The organism is Winogradskyella bathintestinalis, from assembly GCF_030407435.1.
In the GTDB taxonomy this organism is placed as follows: Bacteria; Bacteroidota; Bacteroidia; order Flavobacteriales; family Flavobacteriaceae; genus Winogradskyella; species Winogradskyella bathintestinalis.
Genome location: NZ_JASDDK010000001.1, coordinates 992,946 through 1,019,443, shown reverse-complemented (window position 1 = coordinate 1,019,443; position 26,498 = coordinate 992,946). Strand labels below are relative to the sequence as shown.

Genomic DNA, 26,498 nt, shown 5'->3' with positions numbered 1-26,498 from the left:
AAACTTTTACCGCTTTGCATAATTTTGCTCTTATATACTTCGCATAGCTATTCACAAACTTCTGAATTTGAAAACTCACTTATTTATATCAATAAAAGTCAGCCTCGATCTTATGCTATAATCGATTCCATTTTTAAACCTGTTGAGACCGACAGTTTAAAAATGAAACGTTTATTAAGCTTTTCTAAAAACATTAACTATAATGACGGCTCCTGTTATGCCCTAAATGCTCTTGGAGTTATTTATAGAAATATATCTAACTATGAACAATCCATTACACTTCATGAGAGCGCAAAGGCCTATGCTGATAAAGCCAAGAGCGACGAATTAAAAATTCATAGTCTTAATATGCTCGGTGTTGTCTATAGACGTATGGATATCGTTAAGCCCGCATTAGACTACCATACCAAAGCTTTAAAAATTGCATATTCAGTTATTAATCCCTCAGAAACAGTCACATATAACATTGCAGTTTCACAAAACAGCATCGGTAATATTTATTTGGCTTTAAAACAGTATGATCTGGCCATTAATCAATTTAATAAATCACTTAAAATTGAAAAAGAAACAAATAACAAACTTGGACTTGCCATCAATTATCATAATATAGGCTATGCAGAAGAAGCAAATGGCAACTTAAATGTAGCGTTGTCTAATTACAATAAATCTTTGGATTACAATAATGCAATTAACTCAGAAATCGGACGCGTTATTTGTTACAACAGTATTGGTGGTATATTTTTAAAACAAGAAAAATATACAGAAGCAGCACCTATTATTAAAGAAGCACTAAAGAAAGCATTGCTTCTAGACGACCAATTCTATATTGCATCATCCTTTATTAATCTCGGCCAATTAGAGCTAAAAATGGATCAGTTAATTGCAGCTGAAAAACACTTAAAAAAAGCACTTAATATCGCCCAATCTTATAATTTGAAATCATCCATCTCCGAGTCTAATAAACTACTGTCAGAGGTTAATCAAAGAAACAATAATTACCAAGCCGCCTTAGCCTATTACCGTGAAGCGGTTGAGATAGAAAACACCATTTTAACAGAGCAAAATTTACAGTATGTTAATGATATTGCTATAACTTATGAAAACGAGAATAAGAACAACCAAATAAAAGCATTGGCTCTAGAAAATGAAACCGTTCGCTTACGTCTAAACCGAAACAAAAAAATTATTCTCTACACTTCATTACTCCTAGTAGCATTAGCTATAGCTCTATTTATTCTTAATAGAACAAAAGCATTAAAACGAGATAAGCATATCTTAACCTTAAAGCAAGATATGTTACGAAACCAAATGAATCCACATTTTATATTTAATTCACTGAATTCCATAAAACTATATATTATAAATAACGACAAGACCAATGCTGTTTATTATCTCAATAAATTTTCTAAATTAATTCGTAAGATTTTGATGGCTTCACAAGAAAAGGAAACGTCACTTAATGATGAACTTGAAACGATGAAACTTTATATGAATATTGAAAATATTCGTTTTTCAAATGAAATAGATTTTAAAGTCACAGTAGATCCATCCATAGATACTGAAGTGACTAAAATACCTTCTATGGTACTTCAACCGTTTTTAGAAAATTCGCTTTGGCATGGTTTATCGTCCAAAGCCAATAACAAAAAAATTGATCTTAAAGTGAGTAAAGAGATTGCAAATTTTATAACTGTAGAAATTACAGATAATGGTATTGGTAGAATTGCAGCTCGAAAAATTAATAACAGAAAGAAACTGAAAAATAATTCAGTTGGAATTAACATTACTAAAGCCCGGCTAGCTAATTTTTCAGAAGCATTTCCAACGTCTTATTCTTTAGAAATTGAAGATTTATACGACAACAACATTCCAAGTGGCACTAAAGTAACATTACAAATTCCAACAAACAAACTCCGAAAAAAACACACAGTCTAGCCACCAAACACACCCAGCATTGAGCCGTATTTGCTGGTGTCAATTGCGAAATCTGTTTTCTCTAAACTGGTGCATTGCATAGTTATATTATTTTTAGACTTCTTTTTGTCTTCATAATTCATTTCCATCATTAGACCGTTCTCAGCGTATTTCTTCATGATATCTGCATTAAAACCTTTTGGAAGATTCTTAACATTATCTCCAAAAATTTGATTGAAACTCACAGGTACATCATCTGTAATATAATAGATGATTTTTACTTTATCATTTTCAGCCAAATAACCCTCACAGTCATAACCATTAATGGTTTTAGAATCGATTTGCTTAAAATCGTAATCTGACATATCCTCTTGTTTAGATTTAAAATCTGAGGTTTTTAATTTTGTTTTCTGAACCACTTTTTTGCCCATCATATCCATAAACATGGCTGTAATTTCGCGCTCAGCATCCATGACCATAAATATGTTTGTATCGGCGCTTCCTTTGGTCATTTCTGAAGTATCAAAACCAAAATAATTAGTGCCTTCCTTTAAATAATAATCCAGGTTTACATCTCCTTTTTTGTGTGTTACTTTAAGTTTATAGATATACTCAAAATCATAAGATTCTGGAAGCTTCACTTTATTTGCTTTTCCGAATTGCGCAAAAACAGTTTGTAGCATGAAGAAACAAACTATAAATACGCTGCTTTTTAAAAAATTTAGAGTTTTCATATTTTATGTTTTTAATTAAAATACACATAATCATTTATCAACCAAATGATTATGTATATTTAGAACTTTAAATTGTATAATCGGTAACTAGAGGATTAGTCTATAATTAGCTTCTTGCTTATCGTGCCACGTTCAGAACTTACTTTTAAGATATAAGTACCTCCTGATAATTGTGAAACATCAATTTTCTTGCTTTTAGTTTCCAATACTTTATGACCTAAAATAGAATAAACCTCAACATTTTCAATTTGTAATTTTGTCTCTATATTAACTATTGAGCTTGAAGGATTAGGATACATTTTAAACTGAGACTCTAAATTCTCATCTACAATACCTAAGGTTTCTATGGTTAAGAAGCGTACTTCAATGACATTGGTAATAATTGCAGGATTTTGATCAAAATAGATATTAGCGCTGTTATTTACAACAGTATCTTCTGCAATACCTTCTTCGGCCTTAATCTTAAACTTTATATAACCATCATTGTTGGCATCATCAAAAGGCAAAAAGATATCATTGAAGCTAAATTTTAAGACACTTTCGTCTGTCCCATTTTTAAGAATATCTACAGTATAATTATGGCTAGCTACTATTACTTTTACAGAATTAGGATCTAAATTCGCATCCAGTACATCTGTAACAACCACATCTTTTGCCGAAAAGTTCCCTGAGTTTTCAAAACGAATGGTATAAGTTAACCACTTGCGCTCAATATGTCTATCATTAATCACTCCTGGAACTCCTTCATCTACCAATTTATCATTAGGATCGTATGCACTATAAATTTTAGCACGATAAGAACTTGGTCCATAAACTTGTTTAGGATCTAAGTATGGTGGATCTATATAAACATCGTTTGGATTTAAATATGGTGAGTCACCTACATCAAAACCAGTATTATTATCATCACGATCTTCAAGAGGAAATAAAATTATAGGATCTGTAAGCGGATTACTATTAGTGTCTTCAAAATTATCCGAACCCATCTTTGAAACACCATGATTTATAACTACACCTGATTCAGAAGGATCAAAAAGACCTGTTTCAATTTCAATTATATAAGTGTTTAGCGGACTTACGGTAGGTATTGTTACTGTTATATCAGTTTTCGAACCAGTTTCTGTGATATCTGGCGTAATGGTTAATTCATTTTGTGTGTAAGCTCCTAATGGCAAATCTACACTCCACTTATTACTTTTTTGGTCTATAATTATGTTATCTATTATATGAAAGCCTCCATTAGGATCTAACTCATACACTTTTACATCATCTATTGAAGGTAAAACATTTGTACTATTTTCATCCTGATTTTTAAAGGTATAGGTAACTTCTAAATTGTTAAACGTTTTTGTTGTTGATAAATTACCGATTGCAGTAGTGTATGTGTTTTCAAAATTAGCTCTTACAAATCCCCAAGCTCCTAATTTAGAGCTACTTTTTACAAGTAAAGAATTTATAAACTTAGGTTTTAGTTGAAAATCGTTACCATCGTAATTTTGATCACTATCACCAACAGCGACTTCTAATTGTCTGTTTGTAGCTGTAACAAATTGTCCAATGGTTGGTAAAGTAATTTCGTAAGTTGAATTTTCATCATACATATAAAATGCATAAACGCCATTGGCATTAGTAAATGTAGAATACACATTCCCATTCAGTTTTAGAGCCACTAATTGACCTGCAAATTCTTCACCTGCATCAAAAGCATCATTCTCATTAAGGTCGTTATAAATTAAACCAGAAACATTATAAGTTTCACCTTCAGTTCTGTATTCCTTAGCCGTATCTGCATCTGTTAACTTAAATGTGTTTAAAGATGCATGTGTCCACATGGCTCCTTCACTATCAATAGATAAATCATCTGGTCTATAATGACCTAAAGCTGGCAAAATAGAATTGATACCTTCTAAAAAAGTGGTACTAAATGACACGTTGGATATTCCGGCGTTTTCAATTTTTACAATGGCAGCATTATCATTTAATAATGCATGCGCAGTATTATTGGTATCTACTATTAGAGATACAATGTTAGAAAGTTGAGAATAATTAGCTGCTGGATATGTTGTGAACGCACTACCATCATAGTAAATAAGCCCATTAAATCTCACAAACCACATACCACCATTTGGTGCTGCAACAGTTCGTTTTAATGTCCCTAAATTTTCAGTAAATGTATAATCCGTGGTTGTTGCAGTACTGGTATCAAATTTTTTAATAATAGAACCATTACTCGCATTTTTAGAAAACCAAGCATCACCATTTGAATCTACTTGAAAATCATAAATATTCTCATAACTATCATCTAAATCGAACGTCGCAATGACTTGGTTGTATTTAAGAATTTTAATCTGTAAAGTACTTTCGTTGTACCACCAAACCTCATCTTTATGACGCACTAACCCATTTGCGTTTTGATTTGTATCATTTAATAAACCGTAAAAAAGAGGTGTATCTATTTTAGTGATTTTTGTGCCATTTACGCTTAACGGTATAATAGGCTTATCATCAGTATCGATTGCTGCATAACTACCAAGGTTTGGTATATCTGTAAATACAAATTGCTCGTCATTAGCTTTGCGATGTACAATGACATCATCATACCAATTAAACCACCACATACCACCATCATCATCGGGTAAATTATAATTAAACCGTTGGCTAGATACGTAAGAAATATTACCTGTCTCAGTATCTGTTATCGAAGACCAATTTCCATTATCATTTACCAAGATCTGATCTACACTACTAGAGCCCGAAGAAGCTGAAAACGTTGTGAAATATAATTTATCGTTTTTATAAAAGATATTATCTGGCACATATGGTGTTTCCACACCTAATTGTGGCAAATCTGTTAATGGTATTTGTTCCCATTGCGGCACACCTTGATCAAACTCTAACTTAATTAAACCATTATAGTTAAGTGCTGTACACCAAATTGTACCAGCATTATCTAGAGCTAAATTACTAAACTTATACGTATAAGCAGGATTGGTTATTCTTGGTAATTCATATTGCTCAAAGGTTTCATTTGCAATATTAAATTTAAGAATACTACCATCGTTAGTTTCATTTAAAGCTAACCATAAGTCACCATTATCATCAAACTTAAGATCATTTACATAGTCACTCGGAATACTTGGTGTTGAAGTGGTATTATAACTTGTAGTTGTATAATCTAAAACACTTACTTTAAATAAACCAGATTGAATACCAAAATACAAATGATCATCTCGATAGGTAAATGTTGGCGAATTAAGTGCTCCACTCGATAACTGCGCAGCACTGATAGTAGAAGATAATGCGCTTACATAAACTAAACCAAGTGTCTCATTATAGTTATATAAATAAGTATTTGAACCTTGGCGCGCAATAATCCAAGCAATATCACGATCCTCATCATAAGTGAAGGTAACAGGACTATGAAAATTAGGAAATCCTATGGTAGCTATCGTTTTTTGAGTACGATTGTAGGTATATAAAAAGCTATCACCACCAGAAAAAATAACATTGTTATTAGGCATAATTAAAGCACTTCTAAAAATATTATCATTCTGCCAATCTCCAGCAGTGGTAAAATCTGGAATAGCAATATTTGGTACATTTTCATAAGTGCCATCTGTTAGCTTAATAGATAAGCCCTCATTAGTTACAAAGGCTTCATCTGCATTGGCTCTATTTTCTACCATAAACCGTATGTTTCTGTTATTAAGCCCATAACTTTCTTCTACAACTCCTAAATTTCCGTTGCCATCGCAAAAGGTTAATTTACCAGCAACTTCTGGTATGGCATTACCGCATTCATTAGCATAAAACACTAATTTAGTTCCTGGAATATAAGCTTCAGATTTAGTGATTTGAGCACTAATCGTTATTGAAAATAACAAGGCTAAAGTGAGTAATTTTGTTTTCATGATTGGTTGTTTACGTCTATAATTAATTTTTACTACCTAATTCACTTAAAGAACTATACTGACTTACGTCTAAGGTATAATCTACTTTTTTAAGCTCGGTACAAGTGGTTTTAAAATTGTTATTGCTGTTTTTATTACTTGTGAATTCAGTTTCTAATATGAGACCCTCTTTTAAGTTTTTCAGAAGTTCTTTATTGAATCCTTTTGGCATACCTTGATTTTTACCAAAGGCAGAATGCAAACTAATTGGTGCATTATTTGCCATGTAAAAATGCATGGTTCCATCGTTTATTTGGGTTTTATATCCTTGACAGCTATACCCTAAAATCTCTTTGGTATCTGTTTTTTCTAATGTGAAATTATTGGTGTTTTCTTCTAAAGGATCTGCTTCAGGAAGCTCCATAGCTCTATATATTTTCTGACCATTTACATCCATAAAGGTTATAAATGCACCTCGTTCACTATCCATTATTGTTTTGCTGTTTTTTGAAGTATCAAACTCATCTAAAATCAGAATTATACCAATGTACGTTGCTTCTTTTTTTAGCATATAATACATGTTAATCTCTTTATCTTGAGTTTGCGTTTTCATGCTATATTTCCATTCAAAATGATAGCTATCAGGAAGTTTTACATCTGCTTTTTCCGTTTTTAGATCTATATTATCTATGCCATTTTCAGCCTCATCAAATACTTTGTCTATATTTTTATTAACGCGTCGTTCTGCTCGATTTTCTGCTTCTCTTTCAATTTTCTTCTCTGCTTTTTTAGCTAATTTCTTCCAAAACTGCGCTTGAACAGCATTACTCATTAATAGAAAAACAAGTGTAAAAAATAGTGGTTTTAGTGCTTTCATATGTATTGCATTATCAAATTAACAACAAGTGTTTTCTATTAGTGTCTGTTGGATATAAATGTAAACACAATTTTTCATATATTTTTATAAAAATTTATCAAACCACCATCTACACCTTTAATTATGAGCACTATATAAAAAAACTCAGGATTTAATTTTATCCTGAGTTTTTTTTTAAAATTTAAATAGCCTTAAGAGACTAAAAAAGCTAATTGCTTATAACTTATATTTTATACCAGCTGCTATAACTAACTGCCCACCATCAATGATGACATATTTTAATTCTGCAAAAGGTTCAATTTTACTGCCAATATTAAAGTTAGCACCAGCACCTAAGTTGAGACCTATTCTACCTTCACTAGATGAATAATTTTCTCCTAAGAATGGATTATCACCATCATAAGAGACTTTAACACTAGAGTAATTTAAACCTCCAATACCGTAAACAGCGATGCTTTCTTCATCCATAAAATAGTAATTGGCATTAGCATTAAACTCAAACCAATTCACTTTAATAAAACCCTCTTCTTTTGGTAAATAATAAATAAAGGAAGGCGCAATAGTAAGTTTATCCATAATTGGAAATTCTGCATTGACACCAATCCCTACATTTTCTATTTCTGTTCCGTAGGCTAAAAAGCCACCTAGTTTGGTCTCTGTTTGTGCGTTAACTGTAAATACACCTAAGACACTAATGATTACAAATGCTGTTATTAATTTAAAGTTTTTCATGTTCAAAATTTTGTTTGTTTGGTTTTTCAATTATTTATTTAGCACTACTTAAACGACTCCCTTTGGTTTTATTTAATTCTGCTGTATACTCTAAAGTTTTTACACGTTTTAAAATCTCAGCTAACGCAACATCATTAGTAGTGTTTGTTGTTTTTAGAGCTTCTATTTGTGCTTGTTGCTCTTTTATGGCGTTTATGAGTATTGGGATTAACTCTGTGTAACTTATTGCTAACGTTTTTTGCTCATTATCTTTTGTCGTTACAATCTCTTTAAGAAGTGGCTGCACCTCTTGTGCTATAAGGCCTAGAGACTTATTTGGCTGTGTTCTATTTTTCCAATTATAAGCTTTTGGTTGCAGTTGTAAAATCTCTTTTAAACCATATTGCAAATCTTCAATATCTCTTTTAAGTCGTCTATCTGATGAATGTGCCAAACTACCATTTACATAAACATTACCGCCTTCGTCAACTTCAAAAATCTCGGAACCATCGCCAGCTTTTATTTCAAACTGACCAGTTTCATCATTATCATAATCTAACTCAATAACTACAGCATCATTACTTCTAATAAAAATATCACTACCTGCATAATCAGGGTCTGAAGAAATAATACCATCATCTCCTGCTGTGGTATTTGCAGTACCTCCTAGAATAAGATCTGTTGTTGTAGGACTGTTTTCGAAACTTCTTGCTTCTGTTGTACCGTTAAACCTTAAAATTCGATTATCAAATTCTCCGTAGATTAGAGGGCTTGAAGCGCCTGAGTTATGAATATAAAGTTTGTTACTACCCTGTGCACTCAAACCAGCTTTATTCCCTAAAGCAACATTTCCATTACCACTTATATTTGAGATTAGCGCTGCTCTCCCAATTGCAACATTAGCTTCTCCGGTTGTATTACCTTCAAGTGCATAACTCCCAACAGCAATATTATAATCTCCTGTAGTATTATCACCTAATGCATCCTCACCAATTGCAGTATTCCAACCTCCATCAATATTAGCATAAATTGAACCAGATCCAACACCAACATTACCGGTACCACTTATATTAGAATTTAGAGCTTGCAACCCTATTGCAACATTTGCTCCTCCAATTGTATTACTTTCAAGTGAACTAGACCCTATTGCAACATTAAAAAGCCCTGTAGTATTAGCATATAATGTATTCGTACCAATTGCGGTATTATAACGTCCATCACTATTAGAATATAATGAATTAATTCCAACTCCAACATTATAGTGATTAGAAGGAGTGCTTGAAAAGCCAGCATCAGCACCTAAAAATAGTGAAGAGTAATTTGTTTTACCATCACTTAAATCATCAATGCTAGAATCAGAACCACTTATGGCATTATCCACATAGGTTTTAATTGCTTGTTCTGTAGGAACTGAAGAATCACTATTATCAGAGAATGTATTGTCTGTAGAAAATTCAGTAATTGTAGCACCAGAGTTTCCACTAATACCACCTGAAACCTCAAGACCATTTATTACTTTGACCAATCCCGAATTTTTATTTTCAATGTTAGTACCATTGGCAGTCCATTGTGCATCTCCAGAACTCAACGCATAAGGCACAGCATTTAACTCTGTGGTTCCAATTTCTACACCATTTAAAGACACCGTTATATAACTAGCCTCAACACCAAAGTTACTAACATCATAGGCACCAGAAACCAAAGTTCCGTTTCCTATTTGTATACTAAAAACACCATTAGCATCTGTAGTTGGGTTGTGGTTTTCAATATAACTCGCCGTGGCAGTTTCGCTACCAAATTTTAAGGCTATTTGCAATGCTATTGCTGTTTCTGAGATAACCTCTCCCGAGGCATCGCTTGCCACACCTTGATAGTTAATAAAGTTTGATGGTGGATTTTGAGCATAACCTGCTAAGCAAATGCATAACGCAAATGCTATAGTTTGTAATATTTTTTTCATTTTTAATGATTTAGATATTTATAATGTATTTGAATTAAAAGTAGAGCACGTCAATATTAAATTCCCCATCGGTAAATTCGTAAACCTCAGATGTGTCGACTCTGGTATATGTGAAGAAAAATGTTCCTTGAATGTTACGCATAGACGTCGAAATTTGCTCACTACTTGTAATAATAAAACTGCCCTGCATTGCAGTGTAGGTGCTAGAAGCTGCATCAGGATTACTAGTTTTATACGTAGAGATGACCTGAGTATCAGTATCACCACTTGCAGTATAGGTACCTAACTCTATACTTGGTATGGTAATATCTACATGCTCCCCATTATCTTTTGTGGCTGTAATAGAAAGGAAATCAACGCCTACTGACCCTATTGCAATGACATCATCTGCAGTAAATTGCCCATCATTAACTCTGGCGAAAAATTCTACATCTCCTCCTCCATCAGCATCTGGTGCATCTGAATCATCAGAAGAACAGGATACAAATGTCATTGAGATAAAAAGAGCTACTAAAATTGTTTTTGTGATGTTTAAAAATTGGTTTTTCATAATTTTATTTTTTAATAATTTTAAAAGTTTTTATTTTATTTGAGTCCTTATACTGAAGCTGTATCATATATACACCATTATTAAAAGCACTAACATTTAAGGTTTGCAATTCAGAATTTGAAGTGTGTACTGTTAATAATTTCCCTGTAATATCATAAACTGTTGTGGCAACTTCTTCGGTGTTATTTGGCATACTTATATGTACACTATCTGTAACAGGATTAGGAAATAGTTTTACGGTAGGACTATCAATTAAGGTTTCAATAGAAAGTGTTTCATTGGTTGCAGCTCCTGCTAAAAAACCTTGACTAATACTAACGGTTGTACTTGCTAAACCAACAATAGGTTCTCCTATTGTTGTTGTTAATTTATGTGATGCATTACTAGAGGTATTACCTGCAGTTGCAACCACTTGTTTATCTATGCTTTGTGCTGAAGCTAATAGCATAAAGCCAATAGAAAAAATCAATGTAAGATGTGTTTTCATGAGAATTGAGTTTATATTCATTTCTCTTTAGTGTTCTATTTAGATCTAGGTAAACATAGAAATTGCATTTTTTTTATAAGTAACTTCATATAGCATCCTACTTTTGTATAAAAACACAAGCCATCAGATGGTTACAAGTCAAAGAAAATGCCATCGTTAAAAACAGTACTTCTTTTATTGCAATAGCATCGCCTATTGCAGGTTCTGTTTGGCTATTTGTTAGTTAACCGTATTTGCACTTTTTTTATGAATTGCATTTCTGCTTATTTTCTTTTAGGTTACTTAGTTCCAAAAAAGCAAACAAGACTTAAATCTTTTTAATATTTTTAATTTTGGTTGTTTACTTTTGAAAACTTAATGACACTAATATGGTAGATAAGGTTCTTGTTGAAGCTTTAAAAAAACGAAATTCAGAGGCTCTGAAGTCCGTTTATTTAGATTACAAGACAGCTTTTATTGGATTTGCAAAAAAATATCCTTTAGATGAAGCAACGGTTATTGATATTTATCAAGATGCTATTATCGCGTTACATGATAATGCCGTTAATGGAAAATTAGACCATTTAAAAAGTGAATTAAAAACCTATTTGTTTAGTATTGGAAAATACATGATTTTCAAAAGGTTGAAGCAACAAAAGAGTATGTATTCCATTGATGAGGATACCACTTTAGAGAGCTTAAAAATAGATACTGATTACGCAGTAGATTTAATAGAAGACTTATCAGAAGATCAGCAAAAATTACAAATCGCCTTTAAAAGTTTAGGTGAAAAATGCAAAGCCATACTAACGCTGTTCTATTATAGAGGCTTTACTATTGATGAAATTACAAATGAATTAAACTATTCGAATAAAGATGTAGCAAAAAGCCAAAAATCGCGTTGTATAAAATCCCTTAAAGACCTGATTTTTAAACCCTAATTATGACTAAAGACCAACTCATAGCGCACTATTTTTCTAAAACGCTTTCCCCTGAAGCGCAAAAGGAATTTGACCATTTATTGACCACAGATACCGAATTTAAAAAAGCGTTTAAATTCCAAGAGAACCTTAAAACGGTTATTAAAAAAGAAACGCAAACACAATTAAAGGAAGAACTACAGTCTATTGAAAATCCTACAAAAACATCATCAAAAACTTATATAAAATGGCTTGTTGCCGCTTCTATTATTTTATTATTAGCGCTACCCAGTTTTTGGTATTTTGGACCATCAAACTTAGATAACGAGGCGCTTTTCGCAACTAATTTTAAACCCTTTGAAAACGTAGTGCATCCAATTGTGCGCGGAGAAGATTATAACGATTTAAAAACAAAGGCTTTTATTTCTTATGAAGCTAAGGAGTATGAAGAGACACTTAATTATTTTAATGCTCTTTTGGAGGAAAGTGACAATGCTACAATATCTTTTTACAAAGCCAATGTTTTATTACAATTGAATAAGAATGACGAAGCTATAAAAATATTGGAACAAAATAACGAGTTACCACAAAAGCTAAAAACCCAACAACAATGGTACTTAGCACTCGCTTATATTAAAATTAACAACACTAAGAAAGCTAAAGCGAGTTTAAATGCAGTGATAAACAATGGTACTTATAAGACAAAGGCAGCCGAGCAGTTATTAGAGCAATTGGATTAGACATTATCACAACACGTTGTTTTCATTCTTAAAAAGAACAGAAATTTCTACATTTATAAAACAAAATATTTTAATAGTCAGTATATTACGATTCCTAACAGAAACACTATGCGCAAACTATTAACGTTACTTCTCGTATTTCATACTTTTTTATCACTTTCCGGACAAACTAAAGAGCGCGATAGTATCCTTCAAATCGCTGAAAAATACCGATCTGTTTCTGGAGCTAAAGAATTAAATAATATCGTTACTAAGGCTCAAAAAGGGCTTATTGTAAAAAACACTAAAGACAGTTTATATGCAGCTAATCTATTTCTACTAGAAGCAGAATCTTTATTTTATTCTTGGGACATTCCGGTGCTAAGAGAAAAATTTAATAGTGCTATTAATATGTCTCCCTCCACTGATGAAGGACAAATTTTAAAAGTAGAGACAATTATATCTAGTACTTACATGGAAGTTCCCATAGGTTTTGAAATGAGTGCATATACCAAAACTAAAGAAGCATTATCAATTTTAGAGAACTTAAAATCAGAACCTCCAACGGATCTTTTACTTTCTATATATGAAAGTTTAATGATATTAAATTCAACGTTTGGAGATACAAAAAAACAAAAAGAGTATCGAGATAAAGCAAATAAATTATTTGAAAAAAATAATTTTGATTCGAGTAGAATGGTGGCTTTTTACACGGCTAACATAATGAGCTTATATGAAACGGATACCAACGAGAGTACCATCTTGTATTATATAAATAAAATAAGAAAATTCCCGAATAAAATAGAGCTTCCAAATTTTAAATACGTTGATATAAGTGCATCAAATAGGCTCACAAAATATTATTATAATACCTACAAAAGAGGAGATAAAACAGCACTCAAAAAAGGTTATGATATAATAGCCCAAACATTACAAAAATACAGTAAAGATAAAAGCATGAGCTATCATATTAAGGAAGCCATGCATCTGAAATGCGAATTTTTAATCGCTGAAAATAAATTTGAAGATGCTTTTAAAATCAATTCAAAATTAATTTCTATTAGTAAAAAAAATGATCGTAGGTTCCACTTTAACCTTGCACAACGTATGATTATATTGCTTGGACTAGACAAAGTTGCCGATGCCAAGGAATTAGTATTTGATACTTTAGATGAATTTCATACTGGACAAGATGAATTAAAAAACGATTACTCTAATTTTTCAACAAGAAACATCGTTGATTATACCTCATTATTTTTAGATATTTCTGATGCATTTAATAAGCATAAAAAAAACGATGCTGATGTAAAAAAACTAGTCAATACATGGAATAATATTAGCCTGAACCAATTTCAAAAATCAATTGATAATAAATTAACCACAAAGAAAACTAAAGCATTATTTAAACGAGTTATTTCAAATTTACTTACTGCACATGCTAATGAAGATGATCAACAGTTTTATGTGTCCCAACTTTTAGAAACCATCGAAAATATTGAGAATACTATTGAGTGGCAAGAATTCCTACAGCAACGCAATTATTCAAAACTTAATGTTGTAAATGATTTTAAATTTGAAGAGTATGCAATAACTAATGCCCTTATTGAAGCCAGAATAAAAGAAGAGGATAGTACCATATCAACATTAGAGCTACAACTTGAACAACTTAAAACAAATTTTAAATCTAAAAATCCTAACATTATAAAATATAGTTTCTCTGATTTTAAGACATCAGACTTTAAACAGTCACTACTTAACGATGAAGTCACTTTACGATACGAAACTATAAAGGATTCACTTTATACATTTGTTATAAGTAAGAATAACATAGAACTAAAAAATTTAGGATCTTCAAAAGCGATCTTAGATTTAACAAAGTCATACCTGAATGATATTAAAAATAGAATTGACGCAACCCTAAAGGCAAAAGAACTTTACGCTTTGTTAATTCCGAATCAAGTAGAAAAATTTAAGCATCTAAATATATTACCAGATGACTATTTATACAAGCTTCCTTTTGAAACTTTGATAAATAGCAACAACAACTACTTAATAGAAAATAAAACCGTCCTCTATGCTCCTTATTTAGCTTTACTAAAATACAGTATTAAAAATGACAGTTTAGTGACTGAAAACAACACCAAACTCATGATCTTTACTCCAGCTTATGAAACCGCTGCAGATGAGACTACAGATGTGGTAGTAAGAGGAAATTCGTACCGTTTGGATGGTGCCGAAAAAGAATCTAAACTTATTAGCGAACTATTTCCTAACACATCTTTTTCTGACTATTCAGCCACAAAAGAAAATTTTAGGCGTTATGCACCTGACGGACAATTATTGCATTTATCAATGCACGCTAGCTTAAACTCAACCACACCCCAATTAAGTCATCTTATTTTCACAGAAGGAAACACGGACAACAAACTCTACTTAGAAGAATTATATGGCATGAATTTGAAAGCTGATATGGCAGTGTTAAGTGCCTGCAATACAGGTGTTGGAGAATTTGAGTTAGATAAAGGTATCGTTTCTTTACATAGAGCTTTTACCCAAGCAGGAGTACCTACAACCGTATCTAGTTTATGGAGTGCACCAGATAATGCTACTCAAAAAATCATGGTTGCGTTTTATAAAGAACTAAAATTAGGAAAAACTAAAGCCGAAGCACTTCAACTGGCAAAACTCAATTATTTAAAAACCACCGATAACCCAATGCTTAAAACATCCTTTTATTGGGCTGGCTTTGTAATAAATGGTGACAATAAGGCTATAATGCTTCCTAACTCAGAAATAAATTATTGGCTATGGATAGCTTTAGGAATAGCTGCCGCTTTAGTAATTATCCTATTATATTTTCGTAAGAAATAAATTTAAGAAGAAAACCATGTAAATCTTAATGAGATAAGAATTACTAATTCTGAAACATTTTTATAAATGTGAAAGTAACGTAATAATCTCACACATTTTTACACCTAAGCGTTAACTATTCATTTTTTCAGCCACCTTTTCCAACTCAGCATACCAATCTTCGCCGAATTTTCTAATCAATGCTTCTTTTACAAATTTATAGACTGGTACTTGTAATTCTTTACCTAAAGAACAAGCATCATCACAGATCTCCCATTTATCGTAATTTACACCAGAAAATTCAGAATAATCTTTAACCCTTATAGGATACAAGTGACAGGACACCGGTTTTTTCCAAGAAATTTCACCTTGGTTATACGCTTCTTCTATTGCGCATAGTGCCGTTTTTTTCTCATCAAAAATTACATACGCACAATCTGCTCCATTTATTAATGGAGTTTCAAAATCACCAAAATCGGTAACTATTGATGTCCCTTGAGCCGCGATAGCTTCAATACCTTCTGGTCTTAAAAATGGCTTTACCTTAGGATAAATATCTTCTAAAATTTGCACTTCTTCTTTATCTAAAGGCGCACCAGCATCGCCATCAATGCAACACGCACCTTTACAGGCCGAAAGATTACACACAAAATCTTTTTCTATGATATCTTCTGAGACTATGGTTTTTCCGAGTTGAAACATTTATTACTACTTCTTATGCTAAATTATTAATATAAAACTACCCCTTGTAGACTAAAATTTCGAAAAAAAAATTATCGTAAATTAAAGTTGGTTTTCAATCATGCTAATCCTTCTAAACGAATCAATTACTTTGTATTCTCAGTAATTTCGTTTTTTTAATAGTATGCAAAAATAGTTGTTTAAGTTTTAAGTGCAACTAAAGTTTCATATTGTAATCCTAAAAATATAGCAATCAATCTGCTACACCGATAATATTGCTTAAACGTATTAAAATTTATAGGAACCACTAAGTTTTAAACTTAATAATAATTTAATATTGTAAATCTCAAATAATGTCGCACCTTTGCAAAAAATTTCAAAAACACTAAATACTTTGAATATTCAAACAACTGTATTTCATTTACTTACAGTCTTTTTTTTTGATATTCCCAAATTTATAAAATACTAAAAAAATGGAATTAAACTTTAAAGAAATATTTACAGCCTTTATGATTCTCTTTGCCGTAATTGATATTGTCGGCAACATTCCAATTATTATTGATTTACGAAAAAAAGTAGGTCATATTCAAAGCGGAAAAGCCTCTATAATTGCTGGAATAATAATGATTATTTTCCTATTTGTTGGAAAAAGTTTATTAAGTTTAATAGGTGTAGATGTGAATTCCTTTGCCGTGGCTGGTGCATTTGTAATCTTCTTTATTGCTCTAGAGATGGTTTTAGGCATAACCCTTTATAAGGATGAAGAACATAATGCTGTAACAGCTTCTGTGTTTCCGTTAGCGTTTCCTTTAATGGCAGGCCCAGGGACACTAACAACTTTACTATCTTTGCGTGCAGAGTTTGCTATCGAAAATATAATTGTGGCGGTAATTAGTAATGTTATCGTTATTTTTATTGTATTAAAAACCTCAGCAAAAATTGAACGTGTTATAGGTGCCAATGGTATAATGATTGTTCGAAAGGTTTTTGGTGTAATTTTGTTAGCCATCGCAGTTAAACTATTTGCGCACAACATTAAAGCCTTACTAGCATAATACGATTTAAACATGAAGATATTTACATTAATTTTATCAGTTATAGCCATAGTACTTATTATTTTTAACGCCACAAAGTTAAATTTTAATGCGCTTTTTGAGGGAGAAAGTCAAACCGCTATTATTACTATTGTAGCTGCACTATGCGCACTTATACTATTACAAATTTTAAGAATTTCTAAAAAAATTGAAAAATTAAGTAAAGGACGCTAATGATTTTCGATGCTTTAATTATCGGTGGTGGAGCTGCAGGCTTGTCTTGCGCTTTAGTCTTGGGTTCTGCTGGTGACAAACCGTATGCTAAAACCAAACAAGTTGGTATTATAATGCATCAAAAAACATCGCATCTTCAAAACGCCTTATTCAATAATGTTTTAGGATTAGAACCTGGCACTTTAGGGAGAGATATACTTAAAGATGGTAAAGCTCAACTGACAAATCTTTATCCTCACGTTTTGCAAATCGAAAAGGAAAAAGTAATAGCTCTTGAAAAAGAACCAGGACACTTCGAAATTACCACCAATAAAAACATTTATTTTTCTAAAATTGTAGTTATCGCTGTCGGTTATACTAGTTTGATGACCATAAGAGGCATAGAAGAATATATAGAACCGCATCCTAGAGCTGCAACTGAAAAAAATAGAATATGGTTAAAAAATGACGATCATCTTATTGAAGAAAACCTGTATGTTGCAGGTACTTTAGCCGGATGGCGAAGTCAGTTTTCTATAGCATGTGGAAGTGGTTCGCACGTGGCAACTGACATATTAACACTTTGGAATGATGGGAAACACACTAAGATTCATGACAAAGTTATTTCTTAATAGTAGGATACTCAGAACTTAACAGAATCACTTCTTGTACCATAACATCTTCCTTATTTATAATTTCTTCAAAGGCATTATCATCAAATAACTGGAGCGCAAGCGTTGCTTTTATTAAACGTCTAATTTCGTCATTATACGCAACAAAGGTAATATTGGTCCGTTCTTGCCGGTTTATATAATTTTGAAAACGTAGAACGATATCATCGCTAACCTCAAAATTATTTATAAAATCGTATTTTGATACATTGGCATACACCTCTCTATTTTTATCCAATTCTTCAAACACAAAATAGCCAAAATGACCTCGTCGTCTTAAATAATTAATAGTTTCATTATCAAATAAGCGATCGACTGGCACAAAAACATCGGGAATAATTCCTCCACCTCCATAAACTACTTTTCCTTTTGGTGTTGTAAATTTTAGAGAGTCATCAACCACTATACTTTCTTCATCTGCTAATTCCCCAGTTCTTAAGCGTTTGTAATAGTCGTTATAATACTTGTCGTTATCTCCATTGACGTAAGGCCGTTGAATTGAGCGGCCAGTTGGCGTGTAATATTTAGAAACCGTAAGGCGTACCGCACTACCATCGCCTAAGGCCATTTCGCGTTGCACCAAACCTTTTCCGTAAGAGCGTCTGCCTACTATAATTCCTTTATCGTTGTCTTGAAGTGCACCTGCAATAACCTCACTTGCAGAAGCTGAGTTTTCATTGATTAGAATATATATTTCTCCATTCTCAAAATCGCCTCGTCTGGTTGCGTAGGTACGCTCTTCTTTTCCTTTTTTATCTCTAGTAAATAATATCAACTTATCATCTTCTAAAAACTCATCTACAATTTGCTCAGCAATCCCTAAGAAACCACCAGGATTATTTCTTAAATCTAACGCTAATTTTGTCGCACCTAAATCTTTGAGTTCATTTAACGCCTCTTTAAACTCCGTAAAGGTTGATTCTGCAAAACGATTCATTTTTATATAACCTAATTCGTCGGTAAGCATATAAGCAGCATCAATACTCTTTATCGGAATATCTTTTCGTTTCACGTCAAATTCTAATAAATCATCTTCGCCTTTTCTATAAACTGTTAGTTTAACCGTACTATTTTTTTTTCCTCTCAGCTTTTTACCCAATAAATCATTATCAATTTTACGACCAAAAAGCGAATCACCATCGGCATAAAGAATACGATCTCCACTCATAATTCCAGCACGCTCACTCGGCCCACCTTCTGTTGGTTTTACAACAGCAATACTATCTTTATACGGGTAAAAATTAATACCTATACCAACAAAATTACCTTTCATATTTTCGGTAATGCGTTCTAAATCTTCTTTTGGAATGTAAGATGAATGCGGATCGAGATTATTTAAAATCCCATTAACGGTAACATCGACAATACTATCTGTATTAACGTCCTCTACATACTCATAATCAATATAATCTATAAGACGGTTGAGTTTATCCTTTTTACTATTTGTAGAAAAAAGATTATCTGAAGTATCTGTAAAATTTAAACGCCCACCAATAATAACCCCCGCCGCGATCGCGATACCAATAATTAGAGGTAGGTATTTATTTTTTGTGGTCATATTATTTCCTATGAGAGTGGGAATCTTCAGTTAAATCTTCAATAAGTTCTAGTTCAATACCTGCTTTTTTCAGAAAATCAATACCAGAACAATCTTTATAATCTTGGTGATACACTACGCGAACAATTCCTGCTTGATGTATCAATTTACTACATTCTTTGCAAGGAGACAACGTAATGTACAATGTCGCACCTCTACACGATTGTGTAGATGAGGCTACTTTGAGAATAGCATTCGCTTCGGCATGTAAGACATACCATTTGGTGTAACCCTCATCGTCTTCGCAATAATTTTCAAATCCCGTAGGTGTACCGTTGTATCCATCAGAAATTATCATTCTATCTTTTACAATAAGCGCGCCAACTTGTTTTCGCTTGCAATGAGATAATTTCCCCCATTCTTTAGCTATACGTAAATAAGCTTTGTCGTATCGTAATTGTTTTATTTTTGGCATTACTGGTTAATATTTTTTTATGCAAATTTTGAGTTACGTCATCTGACGCTATTAATAATTGCTCCTAAAATTTAAAGCGCCCCTGGAAACAAAAAAATTAATTTTCATATCCGTTAGCACTGAATTCATAGGCGCAATAATATGACACAAAAGTACTTAATGATAACGAATATAGCGGCTACGTATTTTACAAGCAATTTACAGTACTAAAAATTTAACTAAACATTAAGTTTAGGTCAGCAAATCACTGCCCATAATCATAGGAATAACTAAACCAATTACTATTGAAGAACAAACCATAATCCAATCGCGACGCGAAACTCTAAAAATAGTTTGACATAAGAAACCAATAAACAAAACAATAAATACAATAATGATTTGAGCCAACTCAATACCTAGTGCAAACTCAATTAAGAGTTTTAATTTGTTCTCCGTCTGACCAGAAAACATTTTAAACTCTCTTGCAAAGCCTAATCCATGAACCAATCCAAAAAACAAGGTTGCAAAGAACAGTAAACTTAATTTATTATTTTGTGTTGTACGACTCGCAGAAAACAAATTGAATATAGCCGCAACTAATATGGTAACAGGAATAAGAAATTCTACTAGTGCTCCATTAACCGCAACAACGCCATAAGCAGCTAAGATTAATGATATTGTATGGCCTAAAGTAAACATTGTCACCAATAAAAGGACACGCTTCCAACTTTTAAAAACATATGGCACAGCCAAAATCACTAAAAATAATACGTGGTCATACCCATTAATATCCAAAACATGGTTCATGCCATATTGCACATTAAACCAGAAATTCTCTAACATAGCTTATTCATTTGAGATACTTCAAAGTTACAATTAAAAGATCATAAGCTGCTGTTAAAATAAAGTGAATAAAATTTGTTTTTTCCTGTTTTCTTTCGGAATATTGTATTTCATAAAGTTCAAATATTTATTGAAATGTTATCAAGAAAGGCAGAGGGATTAGACCCAATGAAGCCTTAGCAACCCTTAAACTTATTAAGAAGGTGCTAAATTCTACGTAATTACCGATTCATTTATCGGGTAATTGGATAGATAACCAAACATAATTACACAATTGTAATTCAATCTCTTATAACATTTTTATAGTATAAACGCCATTTATAGCGTTTCCCTTGATGGATTTTTTATTTCATTATTGGTTTGATTTAATGACTCAAAAACGGTAAAAATGAGTTCAGAATACATTGAAACAAAAGCTATACGAACCCAAATAGAACGTTCTCAATTTTTAGAACATTCGAGTCCATTGTATTTAACATCGAGCTATATTTTTGATGATGCAGAAGATATGCGTGCCTCTTTTGCCGATGAAAAAAAGCGCAATATTTATAGTAGATATTCTAATCCCAATACATCAGAATTTGTAGAAAAAGTGTGTCTCATGGAAGGTGCCGAACGTGGTTATGCTTTTGCGTCTGGCATGTCGGCTGTATTTTCAACTTTTGCAGCGTTATTGAATGCCGGAGATCATATCCTTTCATGTCGAAGTATATTTGGCTCGACACAAACATTATTTAATAACATTTTACCGAAGTGGAATATCTCAACAAGCTATTTTAAAATTGAAGAATCAGACCTCATAGAAAATGTAATTCAAACCAATACCAAGGTAATTTATGCAGAAAGTCCAACAAATCCTGCGGTTGATATTTTAGATTTACAACGTATAGGCGATTTGGCAAAAAAACATAATCTATTATTTATAATTGATAATTGTTTTGCAACGCCTTATTTACAACAACCCATAAAATTCGGTGCCGATTTAGTGATTCATTCTGCCACGAAATTAATGGATGGGCAAGGGCGAGTTCTAGGAGGTGTCACTGTTGGTACTGAAGATTTAATTCAAAAAATATATTTATTTTCTAGAAATACCGGACCAGCCTTGTCGCCATTTAATGCATGGGTTTTGTCTAAAAGTTTAGAAACCTTACCAGTTAGAGTCGACAGACATTGTGATAGCGCATTAAAAATTGCTACCTTTTTAGAAACGCACGAAAATGTGAATTTTGTTAAATATCCATTTCTAAAATCGCACCCGCAATACGAATTAGCAAAACAACAAATGAAATTAGGTGGAAGTATAATTGCATTCGAAATAAAAGGAGGTATTGAAGCTGGAAGACAATTTTTGAATTCTATAAAACTATTATCGCTTTCTGCAAATTTAGGAGACACTAGAAGCATCGTCACACATCCGGCCTCTACAACACACGCAAAAATACCAGAAAGTATACGTTTAGAAACAGGAATTACTGCCGGATTAATCAGAATTTCTGTGGGTTTAGAACATCCAGAAGATATTATTAAAGACTTGAAACAAGCGTTAGAAACCTAACTTCAGTTCGAGATATAAGAAAAATGAAAATGATGATAATGAAATTGAGTTTTAAACTCTAAACTAAAAAGTTGAATTTATGAATTGTCCCCTCGAGGGGACTTTAGGGGTGTTTTTGTTTCAAATAAAACCACCTTTAATAACAACAAATTATGAGCAACATAAAAAAAGAATTAATAAAACGAATCCTAGTCCTCGATGGCGCCATGGGAACCATGCTTCAGCAATACAATTTCTCAGAAGATGATTTTAGAGGAGAGCGTTTTAAGGATTATCCATCGCCTTTAAAAGGAAATAACGATTTGTTATCCATAACACAACCCAAAGCCATTGCGGAAATTCATGCTAAATATTTTGAAGCTGGAGCCGATATCGTTGAAACCAACACATTTTCTGGCACAACCATCGCTATGGCAGATTACGATATGGAAGATTTGGTTTACGAGCTTAATTTTGAATCGGCAAAAATAGCCAAACAGGTGGCTGAAAAATTTACAGAAGCTAATCCTGAAAAACCTAGATTCGTCGCAGGAAGTATTGGCCCAACCAACAAAACCGCAAGTTTATCACCAGATGTAAACCGACCAGAGTATAGAGCTATTACATTTAACGAATTACGAATTGCCTACAAACAACAAGTAGAGGCTCTAATTGATGGAGGTGTTGATATCCTTTTGGTCGAGACTATTTTTGATACACTCAACGCCAAAGCTGCATTATTTGCGATTGAAGAAGTTAAGGAAGAACGAAACATCGACATCCCAATTATGGTTTCAGGAACAATCACTGATGCTTCAGGTAGAACCTTATCAGGACAAACTGTTGAAGCATTTTTAACATCCATATCACATATACCATTATTAAGTGTTGGTTTTAATTGTGCACTTGGTGCGCAACAATTAAAACCATATTTACAACGCTTATCTAACGAAACCGAGTTTTTTACCTCAGCACATCCAAACGCAGGATTACCAAATGCTTTTGGCGATTATGACGAAACACCAAAACAAATGCAACACTATATTGAAGACTATCTTAAAGATAATCTCATAAATATCATAGGAGGTTGCTGTGGCACAAGTCCTGAACACATAAAAGCGATTGCTGAAGTAGCTCAGAAATACAAACCTAGATTAATTCAAGAATTTGCATAATGGCAGTATCTGATACTAAAAAATATTTGACTTTATCTGGATTAGAACCTTTGGTGGTTACGCCAGAATCAAATTTCATAAATGTTGGCGAACGAACCAATGTCACTGGTTCTCGAAAATTCCTTCGTCTTATTAAAGAAGAAAAATACGATGAAGCCTTAGAAGTTGCCAGAGACCAAGTTGAAGGAGGCGCACAAATTTTAGATGTTAACATGGATGAAGGCATGCTCGATGGAGTGTATGCCATGACCACTTTTTTAAATCTCATAGCATCAGAACCCGATATTTCAAGAATTCCCTTGATGATAGACAGTTCTAAATGGGAAATTATTGAAGCGGGTTTACAAGTTGCGCAAGGAAAATGTGTGGTTAATTCCATTAGTTTGAAAGAAGGTGAAGCCGAATTTAAACACCACGCTAAACTGATAAAACGTTATGGAGCTGCAGTGGTTGTTATGGCTTTTGATGAAGCTGGACAAGCCGATAATTACGATAGACGCATTGAGATTTGTAAACGCTCATATCATATTTTGGTAAATGAGCTCAACTTTCCTGCTCAAGATATAATTTTCGACCCAAATATTTTTCCGGTTGCTACAGGAATGGACGAGCACCGCAGAAACGCACTCGACTTTTTTGAAGCTACCAAATGGATTCGTGAAAACTTACCACATGCCAATGTTTCTGGCGGCGTGAGTAATGTATCATTTTCGTTTAGGGGAAATAATGTGGTGCGTGAAGCGATGCATTCGGCATTTTTATATCATGCCATAAAAAATGGGATGAACTTAGGGATTGTTAATCCGACAATGTTGGAAGTATATGATGAAATTGATAAGGATTTATTAGAACGTATTGAAGATGTTTTTTTTGATAGGCGCGATGATGCTACGGAAAGATTGATGGAGATAGCCGAATCCCTCGCAGGAACAAGTCGTGACTTGTCCGCACAATCCACAAATATCCAAGCATGGAGAAATGATGCTCTGCAAGACCGCATTACACACGCGCTAGTTAAAGGCGTCGACAAATTTATCATTGAAGATGTGGAAGAAGCTCGTTTAGCTTCAGACAAACCCATTGAAGTTATAGAAGGTCATTTAATGATTGGTATGAATGTGGTTGGTGATTTATTTGGTAGTGGTAAAATGTTTTTGCCTCAGGTAGTAAAATCGGCTCGTGTAATGAAAAAAGCGGTTGCATATTTACAGCCATTTATCGAAGCGGAAAAAGATGGCAAGCAAGAATTCGCAGGAAAAATATTAATGGCAACCGTAAAAGGCGATGTTCATGATATCGGAAAGAATATTGTTAGTGTGGTCCTGGGTTGTAATAATTATGAAATCATTGACCTTGGAGTGATGGTGCCACCAGAAAAAATTATTGAAACCGCCATTAAAGAAAATGTTGATATCATTGGTTTGAGTGGATTAATTACACCGTCGCTTGACGAAATGGTTTATGTCTCGAAAGCTCTTGAAAAAGAGAACATTGAAATCCCACTGATTATTGGTGGCGCAACAACTTCTAGAGCACATTCGGCGGTTAAAATCGCACCACATTATAAGAATACTGTAGTTCATATTAATGATGCTTCAAGAGCTGTGACTGTCGTTGGCGATTTACTCAAAAAAGACAGTAGAGTTTATAAAGAGCAGATTCGGGAAGAGTATGATGCGTTTAGAGAACAATTTTTAAAACGTACTAGGAAAAAAGAATATTTAACCCTTTCTGAGGCTCGGAGAAATAAATTCAAAATCAATTGGAATACGTCTGAAATCGTAAAACCGGACCAATTAGGCATTCATATTATTGATGATTTTGACATTACTAAGCTTGAAGAATTTATTGATTGGTCTCCATTCTTTAGGAGTTGGGATTTACATGGCAAATATCCAGCAATTTTAACGGATGATGTAGTTGGCGAACAAGCCTCCGAACTATCTGCTGATGCTAAGAAATTGCTGAAACGGATTTTTGATGAAAAACTTCTAAAAGCAAAAGCCATTTTCGGGTTATTTGAAGCGAATTCAATTAATGATGATGATATTGAAATTTCACTTCTTAAAGCACAGAATGAGACCCACAAATTCCTAACCCTCCGTCAACAATCCAAAAAAGCAAAAGGCAAACCAAACATCGCCTTAGCAGATTTCATAGCTCCAAAATCTACAGGAAAACAAGATTATATGGGAGCTTTTTGCGTTACTACTGGATTTGGAACTCAAGAATTAGCAGAAAAATTTGAAGCAGAACATGACGATTATAATGCCATAATGATTAAAGCACTAGCCGATAGACTTGCTGAAGCTTTTGCCGAATACTTGCATAAAGAAGTAAGAACAAAGCACTGGAATTATGACCGAAACGAAAACCTAACCAACGAAGAGCTTATAAAGGAAAGTTACAAAGGCATTCGTCCTGCACCAGGTTATCCTGCTTGTCCAGACCATTTAGAAAAGACAACCATTTGGGAAATTCTGAATGTTGAAGAAAACATAGGCGTTAAACTTACTGAAAGTTTAGCCATGTGGCCGGCCGCAAGTGTAAGCGGTTATTATTTTGGAAATCCTGAAGCGAGATATTTTGGATTAGGAAAAATTAAAGAAGATCAAATTGAAGATTATGCGAAGCGACGGAACATTTCTGAAGAAGAAGCCACAAAATGGTTGAGTCCGAATATTGCGGATTAGTGCGTTAGCGATTGCAGTGGCATCCTTTTTTGAGGCACGAGAAAAAGATATAACGAAAAGCGCGACCCT

Annotated in this window: 21 protein-coding genes and 1 riboswitch; of the genes, 10 read left to right on the top strand and 11 right to left on the bottom strand. The window is 33.1% G+C overall.

All coding sequences use genetic code 11. The annotated features are described in order from the left end of the window. Positions 1-24: 24 nt before the first annotated feature. A complete protein-coding gene (locus QMA06_RS04245; protein ID WP_290205608.1) occupies positions 25-1,935 on the top strand; it encodes a tetratricopeptide repeat-containing sensor histidine kinase in 1,911 nt (636 codons plus the stop codon). On the opposite strand, the gene QMA06_RS04240 is transcribed toward QMA06_RS04245, so the two are convergent. The 7 genes from QMA06_RS04240 to QMA06_RS04210 all read right to left on the bottom strand — a co-directional run bounded on the left by QMA06_RS04240 (position 1,932) and on the right by QMA06_RS04210 (position 11,123). Then, positions 1,932-2,648: a DUF4412 domain-containing protein gene (locus tag QMA06_RS04240; RefSeq protein ID WP_290205607.1), complete on the bottom strand. Its 717-nt coding sequence runs from the start codon at positions 2,646-2,648 to the stop codon at positions 1,932-1,934. The two genes, QMA06_RS04245 and QMA06_RS04240, sit on opposite strands and share 4 nt — an antisense overlap. Positions 2,649-2,743: 95 nt before the next feature. Next, a complete protein-coding gene (locus QMA06_RS04235; RefSeq protein ID WP_290205606.1) occupies positions 2,744-6,559 on the bottom strand; it encodes a T9SS type A sorting domain-containing protein in 3,816 nt (1,271 codons plus the stop codon). Between the two features lie 22 nt (positions 6,560-6,581). Next, entirely contained in the window at positions 6,582-7,415 is an 834-nt protein-coding gene (locus QMA06_RS04230; protein WP_290205605.1) for a DUF4412 domain-containing protein, read from the bottom strand. A 216-nt stretch (positions 7,416-7,631) separates the two neighbouring features. Further along, positions 7,632-8,147 carry an outer membrane protein gene (locus tag QMA06_RS04225; RefSeq protein ID WP_290205604.1) on the bottom strand — a complete coding sequence of 172 codons (516 nt, stop codon included), beginning with the start codon at positions 8,145-8,147 and terminating at the stop codon, positions 7,632-7,634. Between the two features lie 34 nt (positions 8,148-8,181). Next, positions 8,182-10,086 carry a tail fiber domain-containing protein gene (locus QMA06_RS04220; RefSeq protein ID WP_290205603.1) on the bottom strand — a complete coding sequence of 635 codons (1,905 nt, stop codon included), beginning with the start codon at positions 10,084-10,086 and terminating at the stop codon, positions 8,182-8,184. A gap of 34 nt (positions 10,087-10,120) precedes the next feature. Then, entirely contained in the window at positions 10,121-10,636 is a 516-nt protein-coding gene (locus QMA06_RS04215; protein ID WP_290205602.1) for a DUF6252 family protein, read from the bottom strand. A 4-nt stretch (positions 10,637-10,640) separates the two neighbouring features. Beyond that, positions 10,641-11,123, bottom strand: a complete 483-nt coding sequence (locus tag QMA06_RS04210) for a T9SS type A sorting domain-containing protein (protein ID WP_290205601.1) — start codon at positions 11,121-11,123, stop codon at positions 10,641-10,643. Positions 11,124-11,491: 368 nt separating this feature from the next. Here QMA06_RS04210 and QMA06_RS04205 point away from each other — a divergent pair, with 368 nt between their 5' ends. The 3 genes from QMA06_RS04205 to QMA06_RS04195 all read left to right on the top strand — a co-directional run bounded on the left by QMA06_RS04205 (position 11,492) and on the right by QMA06_RS04195 (position 15,612). Next, positions 11,492-12,043 (top strand): RNA polymerase sigma factor, encoded by a 552-nt coding sequence (locus QMA06_RS04205; protein ID WP_290205600.1) that lies wholly within the window; start codon positions 11,492-11,494, stop codon positions 12,041-12,043. Between the two features lie 2 nt (positions 12,044-12,045). Then, complete coding sequence (locus tag QMA06_RS04200) at positions 12,046-12,762, top strand: tetratricopeptide repeat protein (protein WP_290205599.1); 717 nt, start codon at positions 12,046-12,048, stop codon at positions 12,760-12,762. A gap of 108 nt (positions 12,763-12,870) precedes the next feature. Further along, positions 12,871-15,612: a CHAT domain-containing protein gene (locus QMA06_RS04195; RefSeq protein WP_290205598.1), complete on the top strand. Its 2,742-nt coding sequence runs from the start codon at positions 12,871-12,873 to the stop codon at positions 15,610-15,612. Positions 15,613-15,723: 111 nt separating this feature from the next. Here QMA06_RS04195 and QMA06_RS04190 read toward each other — a convergent pair whose 3' ends face one another. Then, the gene (locus QMA06_RS04190) at positions 15,724-16,293 is read right to left on the bottom strand and encodes a DUF3109 family protein (RefSeq protein WP_290205597.1); all 570 of its coding nucleotides are present in this window, start codon (positions 16,291-16,293) and stop codon (positions 15,724-15,726) included. Between the two features lie 452 nt (positions 16,294-16,745). Between QMA06_RS04190 and QMA06_RS04185 the strand changes: the two genes are divergently transcribed. From QMA06_RS04185 to QMA06_RS04175, 3 genes are read left to right on the top strand one after another with little or no spacing between them, the layout of a single operon-like run. Then, entirely contained in the window at positions 16,746-17,327 is a 582-nt protein-coding gene (locus tag QMA06_RS04185) for a MarC family protein (RefSeq protein WP_290205596.1), read from the top strand. 12 nt (positions 17,328-17,339) lie between these two features. Then, on the top strand, positions 17,340-17,540 hold the full coding sequence (locus tag QMA06_RS04180; protein WP_290205595.1) for a hypothetical protein: 201 nt from the start codon (positions 17,340-17,342) through the stop codon (positions 17,538-17,540). A gap of 2 nt (positions 17,541-17,542) precedes the next feature. Next, positions 17,543-18,151, top strand: a complete 609-nt coding sequence (locus tag QMA06_RS04175) for an NAD(P)/FAD-dependent oxidoreductase (protein ID WP_290205767.1) — start codon at positions 17,543-17,545, stop codon at positions 18,149-18,151. Here QMA06_RS04175 and QMA06_RS04170 read toward each other — a convergent pair. The 3 genes from QMA06_RS04170 to QMA06_RS04160 all read right to left on the bottom strand — a co-directional run bounded on the left by QMA06_RS04170 (position 18,141) and on the right by QMA06_RS04160 (position 21,024). Further along, positions 18,141-19,748, bottom strand: a complete 1,608-nt coding sequence (locus QMA06_RS04170; RefSeq protein ID WP_290205594.1) for a S41 family peptidase — start codon at positions 19,746-19,748, stop codon at positions 18,141-18,143. The genes QMA06_RS04175 and QMA06_RS04170 overlap by 11 nt on opposite strands. A 1-nt stretch (position 19,749) precedes the next feature. Beyond that, positions 19,750-20,202 carry a deoxycytidylate deaminase gene (locus tag QMA06_RS04165; protein WP_290205593.1) on the bottom strand — a complete coding sequence of 151 codons (453 nt, stop codon included), beginning with the start codon at positions 20,200-20,202 and terminating at the stop codon, positions 19,750-19,752. Between the two features lie 231 nt (positions 20,203-20,433). Continuing rightward, a complete protein-coding gene (locus QMA06_RS04160; protein ID WP_290205592.1) occupies positions 20,434-21,024 on the bottom strand; it encodes a HupE/UreJ family protein in 591 nt (196 codons plus the stop codon). Between the two features lie 135 nt (positions 21,025-21,159). Continuing rightward, positions 21,160-21,283, top strand: a riboswitch (SAM riboswitch). Between the two features lie 129 nt (positions 21,284-21,412). On the opposite strand from QMA06_RS04160, the gene QMA06_RS04155 reads away from it, so the two are divergent. The 3 genes from QMA06_RS04155 to metH all read left to right on the top strand — a co-directional run bounded on the left by QMA06_RS04155 (position 21,413) and on the right by metH (position 26,429). Next, positions 21,413-22,582, top strand: coding sequence for a trans-sulfuration enzyme family protein (locus tag QMA06_RS04155; protein WP_290205591.1), 1,170 nt, complete (start codon positions 21,413-21,415; stop codon positions 22,580-22,582). 152 nt (positions 22,583-22,734) lie between these two features. Continuing rightward, positions 22,735-23,736 carry a homocysteine S-methyltransferase family protein gene (locus QMA06_RS04150; protein WP_290205590.1) on the top strand — a complete coding sequence of 334 codons (1,002 nt, stop codon included), beginning with the start codon at positions 22,735-22,737 and terminating at the stop codon, positions 23,734-23,736. Next, positions 23,736-26,429 carry a methionine synthase gene (metH, locus tag QMA06_RS04145; protein ID WP_290205589.1) on the top strand — a complete coding sequence of 898 codons (2,694 nt, stop codon included), beginning with the start codon at positions 23,736-23,738 and terminating at the stop codon, positions 26,427-26,429. Before QMA06_RS04150 ends, metH begins: the two co-directional genes overlap by 1 nt. Positions 26,430-26,498: the final 69 nt, after the last annotated feature.